Source organism: Mucilaginibacter paludis DSM 18603 (assembly GCF_000166195.2).
Taxonomy (GTDB): Bacteria; Bacteroidota; Bacteroidia; order Sphingobacteriales; family Sphingobacteriaceae; genus Mucilaginibacter; species Mucilaginibacter paludis.
Genome location: NZ_CM001403.1, coordinates 6,528,474 through 6,549,555, shown reverse-complemented (window position 1 = coordinate 6,549,555; position 21,082 = coordinate 6,528,474). Strand labels below are relative to the sequence as shown.

The window sequence follows — 21,082 nt, the reverse complement described above, 5'->3', positions numbered from 1 at the left end:
AAATTTTTATTTGTAATATTTTTGTCATATACAGATAAAACTTTCAATTAGAATAGCACTTCGCTGCCATTTCGATAACGAATTTAACATATCATTAACACTTTTCAAAATCAGTCAGCAAATTTTTTAATTTTTCTGCCAAATAATCCGACTTTTTTGTTAGTAATGTTATCTTCTTATCTTGTTGATTGTCAATAACTTAAATCAATAAAAAAAGCTCCGATAATTGTAACAAATACACTTTTTCCCAGTCTCACAATTAACAGATTTTAACACCTGCCAATTAATTATTGAGTATATTCAATCTTTCAATTAAACTAAACTTCATGAAGATTATTTCATTCCTTGCTATCTTTTTTTTTATTAGTCTTCAAAGTTTTTCGCAATCGGCAATAATCAGCGGCACCATTACCGATCAAAACAGCAAACCGGTACCCTTTGCAACCATCTACATTAAAAATACTACTAAAGGCACTTCGGCCAACAGCGAGGGCAAATATCAGCTCCAGTTACCGGTTGGCAGCTACCAGGTTTTGTTCAGGGCCGTTGGTTTCAGGCAGGAGAGCCGCAATATCGACCTGAAGGCTAACCAGGTTATTAACGTAAGCTTAGCGGCCGAATCGTACCAGTTAAAGGATGTGGTGATCCGTGCCGGAGGCGAAGATCCGGCGTATGCCATCATCCGTAAGGCCATCAAAAAGCGTAAAACATACCTTAACCAGGTAAGCGCCTATAGCTGCGAGGTTTATATTAAGGGCCTCCAAAAGCTACTGGCTGCCCCCAAAAAGTTTATGGGTGCCGATATTGAAAAGATGGCACGCGAAAACGGCCTCGACTCTAACCGGAGGGGGATTATCTACCTCTCGGAATCGCAGTCTAAATTCACCTTTATGCAGCCCAACCGCGTACACGAGGAGATGATCTCGTCCAAAGTATCGGGCCGCAATAACGCCTTTAGTTTTAACCGCGCATCAGACTTGAAAGTTAATTTTTACGAAAACCTGCAAGATTGGGGCGATTTAAGCAACCGGCCCTTTATATCGCCCATTGCCGATAATGCCTTGTTTTATTATAAATACCAGCTATTAGGCACCACGCTTGAGAATGGCGAGCTGATTAACAAGATCCGCGTTACGCCCCGCCGCGGTTACGACCCGGCCTTTGAAGGCGTTATTTATATTATGGAAGATAGCTGGCGCATTTACGGGCTCGACCTTTACATGACTAAAAAGGCTAATATCAACTTTGTGGATACCCTGAAAATTAATCAGCAGTTTTTCCCGGTGAGCAAAAACGTATGGATGCCTGCCTCGGTGCGGTTTGATTTTACAGGCGGTATTTTTGGTTTCCGCTTCGGCGGATATTTTATATCCGTCAACAAAAACTACGATTTAAACCCGGTGATCAATAAAAAAGAATTTGCCGAGGTGCTGCGCATTACCAAAGAGGTGAACAAAAAAGATTCGCTATACTGGGATAAGGCCCGGCCGGTACCATTAACCAACGAAGAAACTACCGACTACCATAAAAAAGAAGCGCTGGCGCTTAAACGGCAATCAAAACCCTACCTGGATTCGCTCGACCGGATTAATAACCGCTTTAAACCCGGCAAACTGCTTTGGGGCAGCGGTTATAATTACCGCAACCGGTTTGAAAAAGAATATTATCACTTCAGTTCCCTGGCATCATCCGTATTGTATAATACCGTTGAAGGTTTCGCGCTGGATTATGGTGCATCGTACAGCAAACAGATTGACAGTGTAAATAACCGTTATCTGCGCCTTGGCGCAAAGCTGCGCTACGGATTTTCAAATAAAATGGTGCATGGCAGCGTAAACGGCACCCTGCCGCTGGATGAGTTTACCTTAGGTTTTAACGCGGGTACTGATGTATTGGACATGAACAACCAACACGCTTTTAGCGGGCCGGTAAATACCCTGTTTAGTTTACTGGAGCGCCAAAACTACCAGAAGTTTTACGATAAGCAATTTGCCAATGTTTCGCTTTCGCGGAGGATAACCGGCGGCTGGTTGGCCAGTTTTTCAACCGAGGTGGCTAACCGCAACTGGCTTAATAATACAGCTAACTATTCGTTTTTTTATAAAAACGACCGGCAGTTTACCTCTAACAACCCACTATCGCCCAATACCAACGATGCGCTTTTTGCCGACAGCCGCGCATTTAAAATTGGACTGCGCACTACTTACGATTTTAGTAACCAGTACGAAACCTATCCTTCGGGCCGGCTATACCTCCCCTCTCCGTATCCTACCGTGGGGCTAACGTATACCAAAGGCATCAAAAACATCTTCGGCTCGGATGTGGATTATGATTTTTTGTCGGTTGATGTAGCCAAGGCGGATATGCCTTTGGGGCTTTACGGCAAAACATCGTTTTACGTAGCGGCAGGTAAATTTTTAAATGCCAGCCAATTGTTTTATACCGACTATAAACATTTCTCAGGCAATTCGCTCATTGTATACGAGCCGGGCGCCAACAAATTTTTACTGCTCGACTATTATAAATACAGCACCGGCAGCGAGTACCTGGAAGGCCACCTGGAACATAACTTTTCGGGCTTTATTACCAATAAGCTCCCGCTGATCAGGAAGTTAAAACTCCAGGAAATTGTTGATGTAAACTACCTGGCCACGCCCAACCTCAGAAATTATGTTGAACTGGGCTTCGGCCTGCAATACCTGGCTTTCAGGGTGATGTATGGCGTATCGTATATGGATGGAAATAAGGTAAGCAATGGTTTGCGGATAGGGATTGGGATAAGGTAGCCAAACCCTGCGCGGAAGGGATTGCTTCAAAAGATGTGCCGTTGTCACATCGGCAACCCTTTTGCAGAGCTTGTATAAGTTGCCGGTGAGGGCACCGGCAACTTATTAGGAAAATTCATCACCCTAAAAAATGTCATTTCGAACAAGGTATGAGGAGAAATCTTTTGCAAGCGTAAAGTCTGCGAATTACTTTGAATTAGCCGGGCCGGGCAATCTTGATCTATACAAGGTTATCTCCGTATAGGCTCACCTGCTAACATTACAGGTCAATCTTACAAATCCAACAACGCTTCTTTAATATTCCGCTCTACCCGTTCCAAAACATTCCCATCAGCAGGTTTTACAAATTTCTCACCGATGATCTGCTCGTATAGCTCTATATAACGTTCCGAAATGGAGTTTACCTTATCGGCATCCATTACAGGCACCTGTTGACCGTCTTTGCCCTGGAAGCCGTTCTCAATCAGCCATTGGCGTACAAACTCTTTTGATAGCTGCTTTTGCGGTTCGCCATTTTTCTGGCGTTCTTCGTAACCTTCTTTATAAAAATAACGGGACGAATCGGGCGTGTGGATCTCATCAATCAGGTAGATCTGGCCGTCAACATTGCCAAATTCATACTTGGTATCCACCAATATCAGTCCTTGCTTTGCCGCCATCTCCGTTCCACGCTGAAATAACGCGCGTGTATAGGCCTCCAGTTGAATGTAATCGCTTTCGGATACTATTCCTTTGGCCAATATGTCCTCTCTCGAAATATCCTCATCGTGCCCCACAGAGGCCTTGGTAGTTGGTGTAATAATGGGCTCGGCCAGTTTATCATTCTCCTTTAAGCCTTCGGCCAGGGTAACACCGCAAACAGCCCGCCTGCCAACTTTATACTCGCGCGCGGCGTGCCCCGCTAAATAACCGCGAATTACCATTTCAACCTTAAAGGGTTCGCAAATGCGACCGATGGTTACATTAGGGTCGGGTACAGACAATACCCAGTTAGGAACAATATCAGCCGTGGCTGATAAAAATTTAGCAGCAATTTGATTCAGCACCTGCCCTTTGTAAGGGATAGGCTCCGGTAAAACAACATCAAACGCCGAGATGCGGTCGGTAACTACCATAGCCAGGTATTTATTGCTGATAGTATAAACATCCCTAACCTTACCCTTGTAATAATTGGTTTGGCCAGGTAAATTAAAGTGTGTTTCTTTTATCGAATTCATTTTTGATTATTAGGTTAATGTGTTATTAGGTTATTGTGTTAATGGGTAATTGCAGTACTATAACTCAATAACTAATAACCCAATAACTATTTACTGTATATCCCCGTAGGCTTCTAAAATCTTCCTCACCAGTTTGTGGCGTACCACATCCTCGCCGGTAAGGTAAATAATATCGATACCCTTAATGTCGGTTAAAATACGCAATGCCGTATGTAAACCCGACTGTTGCTTTTTAGGCAAATCTATCTGGGTAACATCACCGGTAACAATAAATTTAGCCGATGGGCCCATACGGGTTAAAAACATTTTTAACTGCATATCGGTGGCGTTTTGGGCCTCATCCAATATCACAAAGCAATTATCCAGCGTACGACCGCGCATAAATGCCAGGGGCGCAATTTCAATTGTCCGGTTTTCCAGGTACAATTTAAGCTTATCGGCAGGTATCATATCATCCAGCGCATCGTACAATGGGCGCAGGTACGGATCTATCTTTTCCTTCAGGTCGCCCGGTAAAAAGCCCAGGTTCTCCCCTGCTTCAACCGCCGGGCGGGTAAGTATAATACGCTTAATTTCCTTGTTTTTAAGCGCTCTTACAGCCAACGCCACTGCAGTATACGTTTTACCGGTACCAGCAGGCCCTATCGCAAAAAGGATGTCGTTTTTTTCAATGGTATCTACCATGCGGCGCTGGTTGGCTGTTCGCGCCTTAACCATAATGCCGTTCGGCCCAAATACGATAACCTCTCCTGTGGTAGATTTATCTGCCGGAGCATCGCTGGCAGGCCTGTCCTGGATCTTTGATCCCAGTATCCGCCCCAGCTCATTGGTATCAAGGGTTTCGTATTTTTCTACATGCTGTATCAGCTTACTCAGCTTTTCTTCAAAAGCGGTTAGCTCATTTTCATCACCCAGTACTTTAATTTCGTTACCCCTGGCAACAATTTTTAATTTTGGATATTGTTTTTTAATGATCTCAAAATGATCGTTATTAGGCCCCCATAACACGGCGGGGTTGATGTGCTCAATAGTTAATTTAAGTTCGTTCAAGCGATGTATTTTTTAGTTTGGAGTTTTTTATTGAATTAAAAATTGAATATTTGTACCCGCTAATGCGTTTACAAGGTTAGCAATAATATTTAAAAAAATTAATGGCAATTATAACTTTAACTACTGACCTGGGCGATAAAGACATTTATCAGGCCGTGCTTAAAGGTAGTATATTAAAGTTAATTCCAACAGTAACTATTGTTGATATAACACATTCTGTTGCCGCATTTAACACACAACAGGCTGCTTTTATTTTAAAGAACAGTTTCCACTACTTTCCTGACGATACCGTACACCTTATCGGTATCGATACCGTGTATAATGCTTATACCAAATACCTGGCCATCCGCTATCGCAATCATTACTTTGTTGGTGCCGATAACGGCATTTTTTCGCTGATGTTTGACCGGGAAGCCGAGGAATTAGTAGAGATTAACATTATGCAGGATTTAAAGTTTTTGCATTTCCCCTTAGCCGATATTTTTGTAAAAGCTGCCTGCCACCTGGCGCAAGGCGGCTCGCTACAGCAAATAGGATTACCCATCAACACGCTGGAGAAAAAGATGAACCTGCAACCAGTGGTTGAAAAAAATGTAATCAAGGGCAGCGTTATCTATATCGATTCATTTCAGAATGTGATCACCAACATCACCAAAGAGTTTTTTAACAGCGAACAAAAAGGCCGCCGGTTTGTACTATACTTTAAACGGAACGAAACGATCAATCACCTGAGCTGGCATTATAACGAAGTACCCGAGGGCGAAAAGCTTTGCATGTTTGGCATAAGCGATCACCTGGAAATTGCCATTAATAAAGGCAACGCGAGTGGCTTGCTGGGCTTAAACCTGGGCGACAGCGTGATTATCGATTTCCAATAACCCGCAATTAAACTATGAAAACATTTTTATTGTGTCTGTTGATGGCGGCATCCGTTTCGGCTGCGCATGCCATTAACCCCGACTCGCTGGCTTACCAGTTACAGCGTAAAAAAATAAACAGCCTGCTTGATCAGCGCAGCCAAAAATTTAGCCAGTACTCGCAAAGCCTGAATACCAAAACAGGTATTTTTGGCTGGCAGACCAAAAAAGATATTCGCCGCTCGGGCGAGATCCTGATGGACATTGCCCATACCGACGAGAATATATTTAAAGAAATTAAAAATTTGCTGGATTATAAAACCTTCCAGGCAACCCAGGTTGTTGCCCAATCGCACGAGTCAGAAGACCGTGTGACGAATTACATGGTTACCATCAATAAATTGCGGCAGCAGAACGATAAATTAAAGCAAGAGCAAAACTTACGCGATGATGAGTATCGTAAAACCAAAACGATTTATATTATTGTTATCTTGCTGCTCATTGCCACGTCAATTTTTCTGTTTTTCAGCAGAAATAAAAGCCGCGTCGGTTAATTAAATTAAATTTGTAGATTATACATTTTTGAAAACATTGAATGGCCAGAGGACGAGGACAATTAAATAGTGGCAATACCCAGGCGGCAGACTTGCCTAAAGCTAAACTGAACAAGCAAAGCTTGCAAAACTTAGGCAAACTGCTTAGTTACGTTAAACCTTATCGCTTTAAGTTTGCAGGCGCTATGCTATTCCTGCTGCTATCAAGCATAACAGGGCTGGCCTTCCCTAAATTGTTAGGCGGACTGATTGACGCCGCTAAGGGGGATATTAAGCAGGGCGTTTTACCGCCCAATTTAAACACCATAGGCTTAATTGCTTTTGTAATTTTATTTATACAGGCCTTCGTTTCGTTTTTCAGGGTAACCTGGTTTGTGCAAATTGCCGAGAATGCACTGGCCGACATTAGGCGCGATACTTATTTTAAGCTGATTACCCTCCCGATGAATTTCTTTTCCAACCGCCGGGTGGGAGAACTGAACAGCCGCATTTCTGCCGATCTGTCGCAGATTCAGGATGTGCTCACCACTACTTTTGCTGAAATTATCAGGCAAGTAATCCTGATGGTGGGCGGAATTGCCATGATGGCTATCGTGTCCGGCAGGCTTGCACTCATCTTACTCATTATTTTACCCATCATTATCCCCTGTGCCATATTTTTTGGCCGGTTCATTCGCACGCTCTCCCGCCAGGCACAGGATCAACTTGCCGAATCAAATACCATTGTTGAAGAAACCCTGCAAGGCATAGCCAGCGTAAAAGCGTTTGTTAACGAAGCTTTTGAAGCGGGAAGGTATGATAAAAGCGTAAGGCAGGTGGCTAAACTGGCCGTTAAAGGTGCCAAATTCAGGGGATTATTTGCATCGTTTATCGTATTTTGTTTATTCGGAGTAATCGTTGGCGTAATTTGGTATGGTGCTTTGCTGGTACAATCCGGCAGTTTAAAGGTTGGCGAGCTTACTCAATTTGTATTATACGCCATCTTAGTTTCAGCTTCGTTAGGTAGTTTACCCGAACAGTATGCCAACATCCAGAAAGCGGTTGGATCAAGCGAGCGCGTTGTTGAGATTTTGAATGACCAGGGTGAGCCTATCGACATCCATGAAACCGACAATATCGTGACCGAAAAAATTGAAGGTAACCTTTCTTTTAATAACGTTAGGTTTTACTACCCTTCCCGTCCAGAAATCGAGGTGCTTAAGGGGATTTCATTTAACGCGGTTGCGGGTCAAAAAGTGGCGATTGTTGGCCCAAGCGGATCGGGAAAATCAACTATGGCGGCATTGATTTTACAATTTTATCATCCGCAAAGCGGGGAATTATTATTTGACGGAAAAGCAGCTTCGGAATATTCGTTAACAGATATCCGTAACCAGGTGGCCATCGTACCGCAGGACGTGATGCTGTTTGGTGGCACCATCCGTGAGAATATTGCCTACGGAAAGCTAAGCGCTACCGAAGAAGAGATTATACAGGCCGGTAAACGTGCCAATGCGCATGATTTTATTACAGGTTTCCCGGATGGTTATGAAACTATTGTAGGCGAACGCGGCGTAAAACTTTCTGGCGGGCAACGCCAACGTATTGCCATAGCCAGGGCGCTTTTAAAAAATCCTTCTATTTTAATTTTAGATGAGGCCACCTCGTCGCTGGATTCCGAATCGGAACGCCTGGTGCAGGAAGCCTTGGAAGAGCTGATGAAGAACCGGACTTCGATTATCATCGCCCACCGTTTATCAACCATCCGCGAGGCCGATCAGATCATCGTGCTGGAAAAAGGACTGATCATTGAAAGCGGCAACCACGAAGAATTATTGAAGAACGAACAGGGCTTGTACCGTTACTTGAGCGGCTTGCAGTTTGAGGTTTCGTAGAGGTGAAGTCCATGGTCCATGGTCGATAGTCCATGGTGAATAGTCCATAGTCGATGGTCCATGGTCGATAGCCAATAGTCCATAGTGAATGGTCCATAGGTAAGGTCAATTATCGATTAACTCAGCGTTTACGGCGCTGTAGTTTGGTGCGGCTGCATCCGGGATCAAACAAAATGGATATTTGCCCGTAATAGGCTTAGTGTCCTATTTTTTATAGAAACAAAATATACAGGTTCCGCCATATCATCAATTGATGGATGAAGCGTGAACCGGAAAGAGAACAATGAAATTAACTATACACGGCGCGGCCCAACAGGTTACCGGGAGCATGCATTTGCTGGAAGTGGGCCAATATAAAATATTAGTTGATTGCGGATTAGATTGCGAGCGCGACCACCATGTGATGCTAAACGAAAATTTCCCGTTTAACCCCGGCGAAATTGACGTTGTGATTTTAACCCATGCCCATATCGACCATTCGGGAAATTTACCTACGCTGGTGCGGATGGGCTTTAACGGGCAAATTTTATGTACCCCTCCTACTGCAGATTTAACAGAAATACTGCTGCTTGATTCCGTGAGCATATTTATGCGCAAGGAACAAACTTCGCGTAAGCATAACCGTAAACGCCCCGGACAGGGCAGACAACCACTGTACTTGCAAAAGCACGTGATGGATACTGTTGACCGTTTTATTACCATCGGTTTTAACCGCCCCTTCCGCATCAATGGTGATATTGAGCTAACCTTTATACCCGTAGGGCACTTATTGGGCGCTGCAGCAGCCGTTTTAACGATAGACGATAATGGCACAGAAAAAACAATAGCCTTTACAGGCGACCTGGGCCGCAAAAATTACCCCGTACTGAACGACCCGGAGCCATTGCCACCGGTTGATTACCTGGTTTGCGAATCAACCTACGGCGGGAGGTATCATACCAAAGACAAAACCATCGACGAAACCCTGGTAGAGGTAATTGACAGGGCTTGCGTTAAAGAATCGGGAAGGTTGATTATACCGGCTTTTAGCATTGGCCGTACCCAGGCTTTGGTGTTCTCGTTAAATAAAATATTCAGCAAAGGTCTGCTCCCCCCCATCAAAGTTTTTGTGGATAGCCCCATGGCCAGCATAGCAACAGGCATCTTCAGAAAACACCATGGCCTACTGAATGAGGACGCCCAGGATTTTTACCACAAGCTGGGTGACGAATTTGAATTTGAGAACCTGACTTACGTTGAAAATTTAAAGGATAGCCGCCAGGTATCTAACTATTTTGAGCCTTGCATTATCATCTCATCAGCTGGCATGCTGGAAGGTGGCCGTATCCAGGATCACCTGTACAATAACATCCAAAATTACTATTGCACCATTCTGTTCATCGGGTACTGCGCCAAAGGCACATTGGGCCACCGGCTACTGCGTGGCGACCCTATTGTACATATTAAAGACCGCGACCTGGCAGTTTATGCCACTATTAAAAAGACAGACCTGTTTAGCGCCCACGGCGATCATGATGACCTGGTCAATACCGTTAAGCAACAAAACAGCCAACAACTTAAAAACGTTTTTTTGGTACACGGTGAAACTGTGAGTATGCAGGCCATGGCTGATACGTTGGAACAAGATGGTTATAAAGTAACTATTGCCGAAAAGGGATTGGCTTACGAGTTCTGATGTAAAGTGTAAGTAAGATTAATCTAAGGCACAAACAGATGGCTGAGTTTTTCAACCGGCCTTGTATAATTTTATGGCCATATAGTTAGGTCCCCTTGCAGGATAATGCTATTGAAGAACATTTAATTCGAGCCTTAAAACTAAAACCGACATATTAGGCTAAGCATCTCAAAAAATGAGATTTTAACTTAACTGGGCTGTTCAATTGCTGAAATAATCGTTAAATTTGTTTATTAAAGGAGGTCGAATGAAAACTAAGCTATCAAATAACAGTTTCTTCAGAACCCATAAGTCATTTTCTGCCGAGGAAATTATGGCTGCAGGTGGTGCTATGGCCTTCGGAATTAAATCGGGTAAAGACAACTATAAATTGATTGAGGCATTAAAGGCTGTTCCTCCGATAGAGCCGTTCAGTGATGATGAGTGGGCTCAAATCTTACGACAACTCAAAGATTCTAAATATTGAATTTATTGTTCGACACGAACATTGTTCTGATTTGCATCCGGTCAGATAATTATGAAGAAATCCTTCGCTTTGTCAACCCACAAAATGTTCCGGTTTATATTTCAATTGCTACTGAAGCTGAAATAAAATCAATTGCCATACAGAACAATTGGGGTATGACCCGGCGCCTAAAATTGGATGCTTTTTTAGATCAGGTAAATATAGTGGAGATCGGCCAGGCATTGATGAACGCTTATGTTCAAATTGACAGCTTTTCACAGTGTAGAAACCCGGCATTTAAAATGTATCCTTTCCCAACTCATAGAAATATGGGTAAAAACGATTTGTGGATAGCCTCACTGCTGCGCTGTTAGGTTTAAAATTAATTACGACGGATGGTGATTTTGATCATTTAGATGGCGTTTTTTTTGAAGTGCAAAGAATACTGCCGGATAGATTTTCTTTTTAATTTACCGGATATGGTTATTGATTAATAAATATATCCATGCGGGCGCAGGTACCATTCAATATCTTCAACAAGTTTGCCCCATAAATGCGGTAAAAAAACAATTCGTTTATTGGAACAGTTGATATCAAATAAAAAATATTAGGTTATTGTTTTTTTTCCTATTATTATAGGCAGATACCACCCTGATACCGTATGAAAAAAAGCCTACTATCACCATTATTCAGATTATTTGTCTTATCGTTATTTGCGTTATCATCCTGCGAAAAAATTCCAGGACACGCAGTTGTCCCGGTTACACAAACCACAACCAATAACAACAACGGTAGCAGCGGCAGTACAACAGGTGGAGGTACCACAACAACTGGTGGTACTGGTGTAGGCCCCGTTGGCATCGGCGCAACCAATACCGTTATTTTTCAGTTTAACGGAACTACTTACACCTGGGCCAGCCCCAATTATTTTATGGGTTTAAACGAGGTGCCAATCAATCCTGCCAGCTCGGGCAAATATTCAACAACTATTTCAGCTTTTGATGGGGTTGGCAAATCTATAATTATAGGTTATAACGCTACCACCGCAGGAACTTATTTGGTAGATATGTTTACGATAACCATGTCTGGTGTTGATTTAGAGCAAACTGGGTTAACAAAATCATTATACACCAAAGTAACGGCAGAAAGCATCCATATAATCAATACCGTGGGATATTATGCCGCGGGAAGCGTAAAAGGCACTTTTGATGGATATGTTACCAATACAAATAGCTCAACTAACGATTCCGTCAGAGTTTCGGGCTCGTTTAATATCTCCCAATAAGGTTTACATCATTCATCCCATGAAAAAAAATTATACTTCACAATTCATTAGCTTATTGGCTATAGCAGTGTTGGCCCTATCATCCTGCGAAAAAATACCGGGACATACTGTTGCCCCTTCTACATCAACCTCAACAAGTACAAGTAACGGCGGCTCTGGCGGTACTTTTTCTTTAGGTTCGGGCACTGTTACATTTCAAATTGATAATGGCACCACCTATACCTGGACCTCACCCGCCTACCTTACCTCGTTTGGGACTACCATCGTGCCGGGCTCAAGTACACGCTCAACGCTAATTACAGCAGCGCCGAAAGATGTAAACCTGGCGCTAACTACCAGTTTTGATTTAAGTTTCAGTGGAACCACACCCGGAACTTATCCTATGAATGGTTGGGGCGCGGGTGTCAACTTACCCAACCTAACGTTAACAGCAGCCGGCGGATCAGAAGTTGTTAAAGTAACTACTGCAAGTATTACCCTTACATCTGCCTTATATGGTACAGCAAAAGGTACTGTAAGAGGTACTTTCGACGGGAAAATGTATAATACCACTACTTATGACTCCGTAAGAGTTTCCGGATCATTTAATATAACCCAGTAAAACAGAAAAGGGCCAGGAAAATTCCCGGCCCTTTTCTGTTTATATTCAATAGTGGCTTACTTGTTAAAGTACCCTATAATCAGGTTAGCCAGCTCAACGCCAATCCGTTCCTGGGCTTCGTTGGTTGCCGCGCCGATGTGCGGGGTTAAGGATATCTTAGGGTGTTTCAAAATCTCTTCGCGCGGTGTAGGTTCGTTATCGAACACATCTAAACCTGCAAAGCCTACTTTGCCGCTGTTTAAGGCTTCAATTAAGGCAAGTTCGTCAATAGTACCACCACGTGAGCAGTTAACCAGGCCAACGCCTTTTTTTACTTGTGCAAGCTCTTCAGCACCTAATACCGGTTTATCTGTAAAAGGAACATGCAGACTGATGAAATCGCTTTGTGCAATTACTTCTTCTTTGGTAGCCACTTTTACCGATGCTTTAACTTCAATTCCGCCTCCTAAAACCAAATCAACTTCGGGGTTAAAAGGAAAAAGATCATAAGCCAAAACATCCATACCTAAACCTATGGCAGTTTTAGCCACCTCGCGGCCTATGCGCCCAAAACCCAAAATACCAATGGTTTTACCACGCAATTCGATGCCTTTGGCATAAGCTTTTTTAAGATCGTTAAACTTACTACCGCCTTCAACAGGCATTTTGCGGTTACTATCATACAAAAAGCGTACTCCTGTAAATAAATGACCGAAAACCAATTCGGCAACAGACAGTGATGATGATGCAGGTGTGTTAAATACGGCAATGCCTTTTTCTTTGGCATAATCCACATCAATGTTATCAACACCTACGCCACCACGCCCAACTAATTTAAGGTTAGGGCAGGCATCCATCAACGCCTTGCGCACCTTGGTGGCACTGCGAACGGTGATGGCATCATATTCGTTTAATTTTGCAGGCAATTCATCCTGCGGGATATTTACGGTGTCAACCAAAAAGCCGGCTGCTTCTAAAAGCGCCTTTCCAGCCGGATCAATACCATCGTTAGCTAATATTTTGATCATTTTGTTTTTGTTATTGGGTTACTGGTTACTGGTTATTGAGTTATTTGTTATTGAGTTAATGGTTACCTGGTTATTGGTTATTGGGTTATTAAGTTATTGGTTATTGACTCTCGCTCATGTTGAGCCATTGATTTACTGTCGTTTGGTTTATAGGAAGTATAACTTAATAACTTAATAACTTAATAACTTAATAACTTAATAACTTAATAACTTAATAACTTAATAACTTAATAACTTAATAACTTAATAACTTAATAACTTAATAATAACTTAATAACTTAATAACTTAATAACTTAATAACTTAATAACTTAATAACTTAATAACTTAATAACTTAATAACTTAATAACCAACAACTCAATACACCTAATAACTATCTGTTTTTTTCTGCAAACTCCTGCATGGCATCAATCAGCACATGTACGCTGGTGATAGGTAATGCATTGTATATTGATGCTCTGAAACCACCTGCGCTGCGATGACCTTTTACACCTACAATATCCTTTTCTTCGCAAAGTTTAAGGAAAGGTTTTTCGTGTTCAGGATTTTCGGTTAAAAAGCATACGTTCATCTTAGAACGATCTTCGGGCACGCATACGCCTTTAAATAAAGGGTTACGATCAATCTCCGCGTATAAAGCGGCAGCTTTAGCATCATTTTCTTTTTCGATAGCCTCTACCCCACCCTTAGCCTTTAACCAGCGCAAAGTAAGCATGGATACGTAAATGGCAAATACCGGAGGTGTATTGTACATCGATCCGCCTTCAATCTGGGTTTGGTAGTTCAGCATGGCCGGTATTTTACGGTCAACTTTACCCAATATCTCGTCCTTAACAATCACCAAGGTGGTACCTGCGGGCCCCATGTTTTTTTGAGCGCCAGCGTATATCAAACCAAAATCGGCCACGTTAACCTTACGGCTGAATATATCTGAAGACATATCGCAAATCAATGGTACTGGCGACTGTGGGAACTGGTGCAACTGGGTGCCATAAATGGTATTGTTGGATGTAATATGCAGATAAGCAGCATCGGCAGGAATTTCAAAATCTTTAGGGATCGATTTGAAATTATTTTCTTTACCGGTGGCCAAAACCTGTACATCGCCAAAAAATTTGGCTTCTTTGATAGCCTTGTTAGCCCATACACCACTTTCAACATAAGCAGCTTTTCCGTCAGAAGGCAACAGGTTATAAGGCACCATGGCAAATTGCGTACTTGCGCCACCTTGTAAAAACAACACAGAATAACCTTCGGGCACGTTAAACAATTCTTTCACCAAACGAACGGCCTCATCTAAAACAGCCTCAAATTCAACAGAGCGGTGCGATATTTCCAGAACAGATAATCCTATCCCATTCAAATTTAATACGCCCTCTGCGGCTTGTTTTAATACTTCGTTTGGCAAAATGCCTGGTCCGGCACCAAAATTATGTTTCATATTTATATAATTTATTTTAGTCAGCTTACCTGTTTTAAAGTTTCACCTTAAAAACTATAGACTTTGTATATTATTATTGTGTTTAAAATTTAGATGCTGTATTAAGAGCATTTCAATTTTTACGCCCCGAAGGTAAATAATTTGAAATTGTATAGCTACTGATTAAAAAAAATATTTAGTTAACGCCAATGTCATGGTGTTATACTCCATCATAGCCTCTTATACAATTGATTTAAGCGTAGCAACAGCAGCACTTGGATCATTAGCCGAGAACACCGCATTGCCCGCAACTAAAACATTTGCACCGGTGTTAATCAATTGAGCAGCGTTACCTGCATCAACTCCGCCGTCAATTTCGATATACAGTTCCGGGTTACGTAAAGCACATAACTTTTTAAGGTCGGCTATTTTTTTGTAGGTGTTTGATAAAAACTTTTGCGCACCAAAACCCGGATTGACTGACATGATCAATACCAGGTCCAGGTCTGCTATAATATCGTCAAGCAAAGCAACTGGCGTGTGCGGATTAAGCGCCACTCCCGCCCTGCAACCCAACTCCTTAATTTTATTGATGGTTCGGTTTAAATGCGTACAGGCTTCGTAATGTACGGTAATGCCATCAGCACCCGCGTTTTTAAACTCTTCCAGGTACCTGTCCGGGTCAACGATCATTAAATGGACATCCAATGGTTTTTGAGCAAATTGCTTAATTGCTTTAATTACAGCGAAACCGAATGATATGTTGGGCACAAAAACGCCATCCATTACATCTACATGTATCCAATCAGCCTGGCTTTGATTAAGCATATCAATATCCTTTTGCAAATTGGCAAAGTTAGCTGTTAATATAGAGGGAGAAATCAGGTGATTCATGCGGCCAAACTTACACAAAATTTCGGGTATCATAGCCTTTTATCAGTGCGGATAGCAGGGCAAACGCATTAAAAAAGTAAGAGGAGGCTCCTACGGAGCCAAAGCAGGTTAAAGGCCTCTTTGCTATAAACAGGCCAGTCCGCTGGAGTCAAAAACAACCGTTAAAGAACTCCGGCAGGAGCTCCCTGTTTATATATAGGGAACAAAAAAAAGAAAGTTTTGGCTCCGTAGGGTGCTCCCTTGTCAGCAGGATTCCGTTATGATGATAACTGTGCCTGCTATCTGCATACAGGGCAAACGCATTAAAAAAGTTCATTTGATTTTATTGACGCAAAAATCCCTTTTCAGGCAATTCTAATACTACAAGCAGGGAAATCGGGGCCACCAGCTGAAGATTTGCATAGCATGTAAATAAGGGAGGCTGCGCTGCTGAAAGTTAATCGCAATTTTGCAGCAGATCGTAATATTTTTTCATTAATACGGTGTCGTAGTCAACCAGCGATTTGTAGGCTTCGGCCACTAATTCGGTGAGAATTGACGATCCTAACTGCCCGGCACCATTGGGGATATCGTCGTAATATTTAATCAGATCCTTTACCCTGATAATCTCATACAATAACTGCTCGATCAAATCTGTTTGGGCACTTTTGCGCGCAGGATCCGCCGACGAATTATTTAAGAAATTTAAAGGATCATTGGGCGTTTGTATCATTATATTCAATAGGAGCGGATATTACGTATACATTTACTCATAGATAACCTTGTTAAAAAGGAACGGAAAACAAAATTGTTTGATGTTTTTTAAAAAAGCACTTTTAAACCCGCCAATGGCGCTTTAGGGAACTAATATAAAAGAAAAAACCCTCGTTTCTGAGGGTTTCTTCTTTTATTATTGATACAAATTAGCTTTGAGCAGGCGCATCGGTACGTGGTGGGCGCGGCAATAGAGCTTTTCTTGAAAGCTTTAACTTTCCTTGCTTATCCACATCCAACAGTTTCACCCTAACTTCATCGCCAATTTCAAAAATGCCATCCATTGTTTCAATGCGTTTATGGTCAATTTCCGAAATATGCAGTAAACCATCTTTACCTGGCATAATTTCAACAAAGGCACCAAACGGCATGATAGAACGAACTTTACCTTCGTAAATTTCGCCAACTTCCGGCTTAGCTACAATCTGGCGGATACGGGTAACCGCTTTATCGATCGACTCCTTGTTATCGCCAAATATCTGGATGATACCTTGATTATCTTTTTCTTCGATAGAGATGGTAGCACCCGATTCACGTTGCATTTCCTGGATAATTTTACCACCGGGACCAATAACGGCACCGATAAATTCTTTATCGATACGCATGGATACAATACGTGGCGCATGCGCTTTATAATCATCACGTGGAATGTCGATGGTTTTCTTCATTTCGTTCAGGATATGAAGACGGCCTTCTTTAGCCTGATCTAAGGCCTTTGATAACACTTCATAAGATAAACCATTGATTTTTAAATCCATCTGGCAAGCTACAATACCTTTTTCGGTACCGGTAACCTTAAAGTCCATATCACCTAAGTGATCTTCATCGCCCAAGATATCCGATAAGATAGCGTATTTGGTTCCTTCGGGATTGGTAATCAAGCCCATGGCTATACCTGATACAGGTGCCTTGATTTTGATACCTGCATCCATCAAAGCCAGTGTACCTGCACAAACCGTAGCCATTGATGATGATCCGTTTGATTCTAAAATATCAGATACGATACGGATAGTGTATGGGTTTTCGTTTTCATCAGGCAATACCTGTTTTAACGAACGCATAGCTAAATTACCGTGGCCAATTTCGCGACGGCCAGCTCCCCTGTTAGGGCGAACTTCGCCGGTTGAAAAACCAGGGAAATTATAGTGAAGCAGAAATTTTTGGTAGCCGTTAATAAACGCGCCATCAATCATTTGCTCATCATCCTTTGCACCCAAAGTAACCGTAGTTAACGCTTGTGTTTCGCCACGGGTAAACACGGCAGAACCGTGAGCAGCAGGTAAATAACCAACCTCGCTCCATATAGGGCGTATTTGGGTAGTTGTACGGCCATCTAAACGCTTACCTTCGTCTAATACCAGGTTACGTACGGCATCATACTGCACATCGTGGAAATATTTTTTCGCTAAAAACTTGCTTACATCATCGGCATCTTCACCTAAAGAAGCAACAACTTCTTTTTGTAAATTTTTAAAAGCCTCAGAGCGCTCATCTTTTGAAGAAGCCGACGCAGCAATGGCGTAAACTTTATCGTAAGTATCGGCAAAAACCTGTTTCTTTAAGTCTTCGTTACTATGCTCGTGGCTGTAAACGCGTTTTACTTTTGCTTTAGCAACCTCGGCAGCTAGTTCAACCTGGGCCTGAACCTGGATTTTGATAGCATCGTGTGCAAATTTGATAGCCTCAACCAATTCAGCTTCCTGAATTTCGCTGCACTCACCTTCAACCATGTTAATATCGCTTGCAGAACCTGCAACAATAAACTCTAACGAAGCGCGCTCTAAATCGCTAACGGTTGGGTTAATTACCAACTTGCCATCAATTTTAGCTACACGAACTTCTGAGATAGGGCCGTTAAAAGGAATATCAGAAACAGCAATAGCCGCCGAAGCTGCTAAACCTGCAAGGCAATCAGGCATAATGTTTTTATCAGCACTGATCAAGCTGATCATCACTTGTACATCGGCATGATAATCATCAGGGAATAATGGACGTAAGGCGCGGTCAACCAAACGCGAGATCAAAACCTCGTAATCTGATAAACGTGCCTCGCGGCGTAAAAAACCACCAGGGATACGGCCAGTAGCAGCATATTTTTCCTGATAATCAACAGATAGTGGTAAAAAGTCAACACCTTCTTTAGCTTCCGGAGTTGATACTACCGTAGCCAGCAACATGGTGTCGCCCATTTTTACCACAACCGAACCATCGGCTTGTTTGGCCAATTTTCCTGTTTCGATCTCAATGGTGCGGCCGTCACCTAAATCGAATACTTTTTTAATTGCGTTATAACTCATCTTTTTTTTATTATGCTGCACTTTTCATCTTTTGAGTACAGCGATTATTTTTATGGTGTATTATTATTTGCACAAAAGTAAAAAAGCCATCTGCAATTGCGACGGCTTTTTATTAAAATGCGAAAATATTTACTTAATGATGTCGCGAAGCTCTAAAGCTTTGATGATAGCACGATACCTTGAAATATCTTTTTTGTAAAGGTAGGCCAGCAATGCACGGCGTTTACCTACTAATTTTTGCAGTGATAACTGGGTAGAAAAATCTTTTTTGTTTTTCTTTAAGTGACCGGTTAAGTGAGCAATACGTGTGGTGAATAATGCTACTTGTCCTTCTGCTGAACCTGTATCGGCCGGTCCGGCGCCGTGTTTTGCGAAAATTTCTTGTTTCGCTTCTTTACTTAAATACATTACCTGAATAATATTAAAGTGTTAATAATTTTTGTTAATTGTGGCGCAAATGTAGTATTTGTTTTTAAGTTATGCAAGGTATCCCAATAATAAAAGGCGACTACCAACCGGCTCAAATAATTGTTTTAAAAATTCGTCAAAAATCAAACTATTATGGCACTAAAATTGACAGTTTTTATAGCACACAATAACCATCATTTTTCTTTCCAAATTGTATAACTAATTCCATGTCAAAAAAAATACTTGCTGTTGATGACGACCCATACATCTTGGATGCATTGGTTGAATTACTACAATATTCGGGATATGATGTGAATACCACACCGAAAGGCGATGAAGTGTTCAATAAAATAGACGAATATAAACCAGATATTATTTTACTGGACATTATGCTCTCTGGAATGGACGGTAGAGATATTTGCAGGCAAATTAAAGCCGACAAACAAACAAGTGGCATACCAGTCATCATGATATCTGCTACACCTAATTTAACTCAATCGGTGTTAGAATCGGGAGCCAACGATTTCGTCTCCAAACCTTTTGATATCTTTTTGCTGTTAGATAAAATTGAACAGCAATTGCTTAAAGCGTCCTGATGTAGTTTAGAAACAGCTGCATCGCTTCTTTTTTTCCTGGTGTTACATCAAAGTCTATTTTATGCATCAGGTAATCTTCCACATCAAAATTTGCAACCTTGGGTAACTCTTTAAAAAGCTCGGCTCGGCTATCCAACCCTAATTTCAATGCTTGGTTAAGCTCGGTAATAAACGCCTCAGGTATAGGCTTGTTAGCTATCCAGCCGGCAAACATAAAAGGCAAGCCGGTAAACTTCTGCCACTCTTCGGCCAGGTCATACACGTACTCATATTGATCTTTCTTACCAAAAGTTCTGTCTCCAATTTGCACAAAGGCCGTAAACTGATCGGTTGAAACGCTATAGTCATTCGCATCGATTAATAACTCGGGGCTTAACTTCCAATAATTTTTCAGCAATACCTTAGCCAGGTTATTGGACGAGCGCGATTGCGGATCTAACTGCAAATATCTGGCATCCTCAATTTTACAATTGCTGAATATAAACACAGAATTTACTGCGCCAACGGCGCCAATGCAATAATCAGATACAATTTGCCAGTTGGGTATGTTCAACACTGCGGCAACCGGTATCAGCCCGATATCAACCACATCATCAATCAGCTTCTGGGCACAGTCTGCCGGAGCATCTAAACTTAATTCAATTTGATCAAGAATACCGGAGTGTTGTAAGCCGTATAAAAAGGGTTTGGTATTGGTATAACTAACAGCGGATATTTTTATTTTTTTCACAAGTCGGGAGCCAGATGTTTCAGATGGTCAGCGTTGTTAAACTCTGCTATTTCAAATTGGTTACCATCATAAGTAACCTTGTATAATACAACATTTTGATGCGGAAACTCGTCCATACGCGTTAAACTGATGCCGGTTAACAGGCATAAAAACAAACGCATGGCACGCCCGTGCATACAAATTAATACATTTTTTTCTTCGGGATGGCTCATGATCACGTTGAGCGCTTCTTTTTGCCGGGCCTGTAGTTCATTCGGGCTTTCGCCACCTTCAAACTTTTGATCCAGATCCCCGTCTACCCATTCGCGCATAATTTGCAAAAAGGCGGCCCTGTTACCGGGAGTACTCGGTTGCCCCTCGTAAATCCCCCAGGCTAACTCGTCCAGCCCTGACAACTTATCGTAAGGGATACCGGCTTCAATAAACTCGTGCACGGTTTGCTCAGTGCGTTTTAGGCAAGAGATATAAATTTTATCGAATGGCACGTTGTGGTAAGCATCGTAAAAGGCTTTACCCTGGATAATCCCCCTGTCATTCAGTTCGGCATTAATTCCGCGGCCCTGGATGATTCCTTTTTTATTGAAATCAGTTTGGCCGTGGCGAATTATATACAGTGTTTTTACTATCATTTAT

At 42.1% G+C, this 21,082-nt stretch carries 20 protein-coding genes; 10 read left to right on the top strand and 10 right to left on the bottom strand.

The genetic code is table 11. The features are described from left to right. The first annotated feature begins 326 nt into the window (after positions 1–326). On the top strand, positions 327–2,786 hold the full coding sequence (locus tag MUCPA_RS27490; RefSeq protein WP_008510933.1) for a DUF5686 and carboxypeptidase regulatory-like domain-containing protein: 2,460 nt from the start codon (positions 327–329) through the stop codon (positions 2,784–2,786). A gap of 272 nt (positions 2,787–3,058) precedes the next feature. Here the strand turns inward: MUCPA_RS27490 and MUCPA_RS27485 are convergent, their stop codons facing one another. Both MUCPA_RS27485 and MUCPA_RS27480 read right to left on the bottom strand, forming a co-directional pair. Then, a complete protein-coding gene (locus MUCPA_RS27485; protein ID WP_008510932.1) occupies positions 3,059–4,003 on the bottom strand; it encodes a phosphoribosylaminoimidazolesuccinocarboxamide synthase in 945 nt (314 codons plus the stop codon). Between the two features lie 90 nt (positions 4,004–4,093). After that, on the bottom strand, positions 4,094–5,053 hold the full coding sequence (locus MUCPA_RS27480) for a PhoH family protein (RefSeq protein WP_008510931.1): 960 nt from the start codon (positions 5,051–5,053) through the stop codon (positions 4,094–4,096). A gap of 101 nt (positions 5,054–5,154) precedes the next feature. Here MUCPA_RS27480 and MUCPA_RS27475 point away from each other — a divergent pair, with 101 nt between their 5' ends. The 8 genes from MUCPA_RS27475 (at position 5,155) to MUCPA_RS27440 (ending at position 12,344) form a co-directional block, all read left to right on the top strand. Further along, positions 5,155–5,931 carry an SAM hydrolase/SAM-dependent halogenase family protein gene (locus MUCPA_RS27475; RefSeq protein WP_008510930.1) on the top strand — a complete coding sequence of 259 codons (777 nt, stop codon included), beginning with the start codon at positions 5,155–5,157 and terminating at the stop codon, positions 5,929–5,931. 14 nt (positions 5,932–5,945) lie between these two features. Further along, the gene (locus tag MUCPA_RS27470; RefSeq protein ID WP_008510928.1) at positions 5,946–6,464 is read left to right on the top strand and encodes a hypothetical protein; all 519 of its coding nucleotides are present in this window, start codon (positions 5,946–5,948) and stop codon (positions 6,462–6,464) included. A 41-nt stretch (positions 6,465–6,505) separates the two neighbouring features. After that, positions 6,506–8,338, top strand: coding sequence for an ABC transporter ATP-binding protein (locus MUCPA_RS27465; protein WP_008510927.1), 1,833 nt, complete (start codon positions 6,506–6,508; stop codon positions 8,336–8,338). Between the two features lie 283 nt (positions 8,339–8,621). After that, positions 8,622–10,013 carry an MBL fold metallo-hydrolase gene (locus tag MUCPA_RS27460; RefSeq protein WP_008510925.1) on the top strand — a complete coding sequence of 464 codons (1,392 nt, stop codon included), beginning with the start codon at positions 8,622–8,624 and terminating at the stop codon, positions 10,011–10,013. A 247-nt stretch (positions 10,014–10,260) separates the two neighbouring features. After that, positions 10,261–10,479: a hypothetical protein gene (locus tag MUCPA_RS27455; protein WP_008510924.1), complete on the top strand. Its 219-nt coding sequence runs from the start codon at positions 10,261–10,263 to the stop codon at positions 10,477–10,479. Next, the gene (locus MUCPA_RS38390; protein WP_169316210.1) at positions 10,476–10,832 is read left to right on the top strand and encodes a type II toxin-antitoxin system VapC family toxin; all 357 of its coding nucleotides are present in this window, start codon (positions 10,476–10,478) and stop codon (positions 10,830–10,832) included. Before MUCPA_RS27455 ends, MUCPA_RS38390 begins: the two co-directional genes overlap by 4 nt. 287 nt (positions 10,833–11,119) lie before the next feature. Next, positions 11,120–11,743, top strand: a complete 624-nt coding sequence (locus MUCPA_RS27445; protein WP_008510922.1) for a hypothetical protein — start codon at positions 11,120–11,122, stop codon at positions 11,741–11,743. 19 nt (positions 11,744–11,762) lie between these two features. Beyond that, complete coding sequence (locus MUCPA_RS27440; RefSeq protein ID WP_008510921.1) at positions 11,763–12,344, top strand: hypothetical protein; 582 nt, start codon at positions 11,763–11,765, stop codon at positions 12,342–12,344. 56 nt (positions 12,345–12,400) lie between these two features. Here the strand turns inward: MUCPA_RS27440 and MUCPA_RS27435 are convergent, their stop codons facing one another. From MUCPA_RS27435 to rpsO, 6 genes are all read right to left on the bottom strand, one after another. Beyond that, positions 12,401–13,351, bottom strand: coding sequence for a D-2-hydroxyacid dehydrogenase (locus MUCPA_RS27435; protein ID WP_008510919.1), 951 nt, complete (start codon positions 13,349–13,351; stop codon positions 12,401–12,403). 373 nt (positions 13,352–13,724) lie between these two features. Further along, positions 13,725–14,792 carry a 3-phosphoserine/phosphohydroxythreonine transaminase gene (gene serC / locus MUCPA_RS27430; protein WP_008510918.1) on the bottom strand — a complete coding sequence of 356 codons (1,068 nt, stop codon included), beginning with the start codon at positions 14,790–14,792 and terminating at the stop codon, positions 13,725–13,727. Positions 14,793–15,011: 219 nt separating this feature from the next. Further along, entirely contained in the window at positions 15,012–15,665 is a 654-nt protein-coding gene (gene rpe, locus MUCPA_RS27425; RefSeq protein WP_040628180.1) for a ribulose-phosphate 3-epimerase, read from the bottom strand. A 436-nt stretch (positions 15,666–16,101) separates the two neighbouring features. Continuing rightward, positions 16,102–16,377 (bottom strand): hypothetical protein, encoded by a 276-nt coding sequence (locus tag MUCPA_RS27420; RefSeq protein WP_008510916.1) that lies wholly within the window; start codon positions 16,375–16,377, stop codon positions 16,102–16,104. Positions 16,378–16,567: 190 nt separating this feature from the next. Next, positions 16,568–18,715: a polyribonucleotide nucleotidyltransferase gene (gene pnp, locus MUCPA_RS27415; protein ID WP_008510915.1), complete on the bottom strand. Its 2,148-nt coding sequence runs from the start codon at positions 18,713–18,715 to the stop codon at positions 16,568–16,570. A gap of 129 nt (positions 18,716–18,844) precedes the next feature. After that, positions 18,845–19,123, bottom strand: coding sequence for a 30S ribosomal protein S15 (gene rpsO, locus MUCPA_RS27410; RefSeq protein ID WP_008510914.1), 279 nt, complete (start codon positions 19,121–19,123; stop codon positions 18,845–18,847). A gap of 227 nt (positions 19,124–19,350) precedes the next feature. Between rpsO and MUCPA_RS27405 the strand changes: the two genes are divergently transcribed. Continuing rightward, a complete protein-coding gene (locus tag MUCPA_RS27405) occupies positions 19,351–19,719 on the top strand; it encodes a response regulator transcription factor (protein WP_008510913.1) in 369 nt (122 codons plus the stop codon). Here MUCPA_RS27405 and MUCPA_RS27400 read toward each other — a convergent pair. Together MUCPA_RS27400 and MUCPA_RS27395 are read right to left on the bottom strand one after the other, a co-directional pair. Then, on the bottom strand, positions 19,706–20,449 hold the full coding sequence (locus tag MUCPA_RS27400; protein ID WP_008510912.1) for a menaquinone biosynthetic enzyme MqnA/MqnD family protein: 744 nt from the start codon (positions 20,447–20,449) through the stop codon (positions 19,706–19,708). The two genes, MUCPA_RS27405 and MUCPA_RS27400, sit on opposite strands and share 14 nt — an antisense overlap. Then, positions 20,446–21,078: a histidine phosphatase family protein gene (locus MUCPA_RS27395; RefSeq protein ID WP_008510911.1), complete on the bottom strand. Its 633-nt coding sequence runs from the start codon at positions 21,076–21,078 to the stop codon at positions 20,446–20,448. Before MUCPA_RS27395 ends, MUCPA_RS27400 begins: the two co-directional genes overlap by 4 nt. Positions 21,079–21,082: the final 4 nt, after the last annotated feature.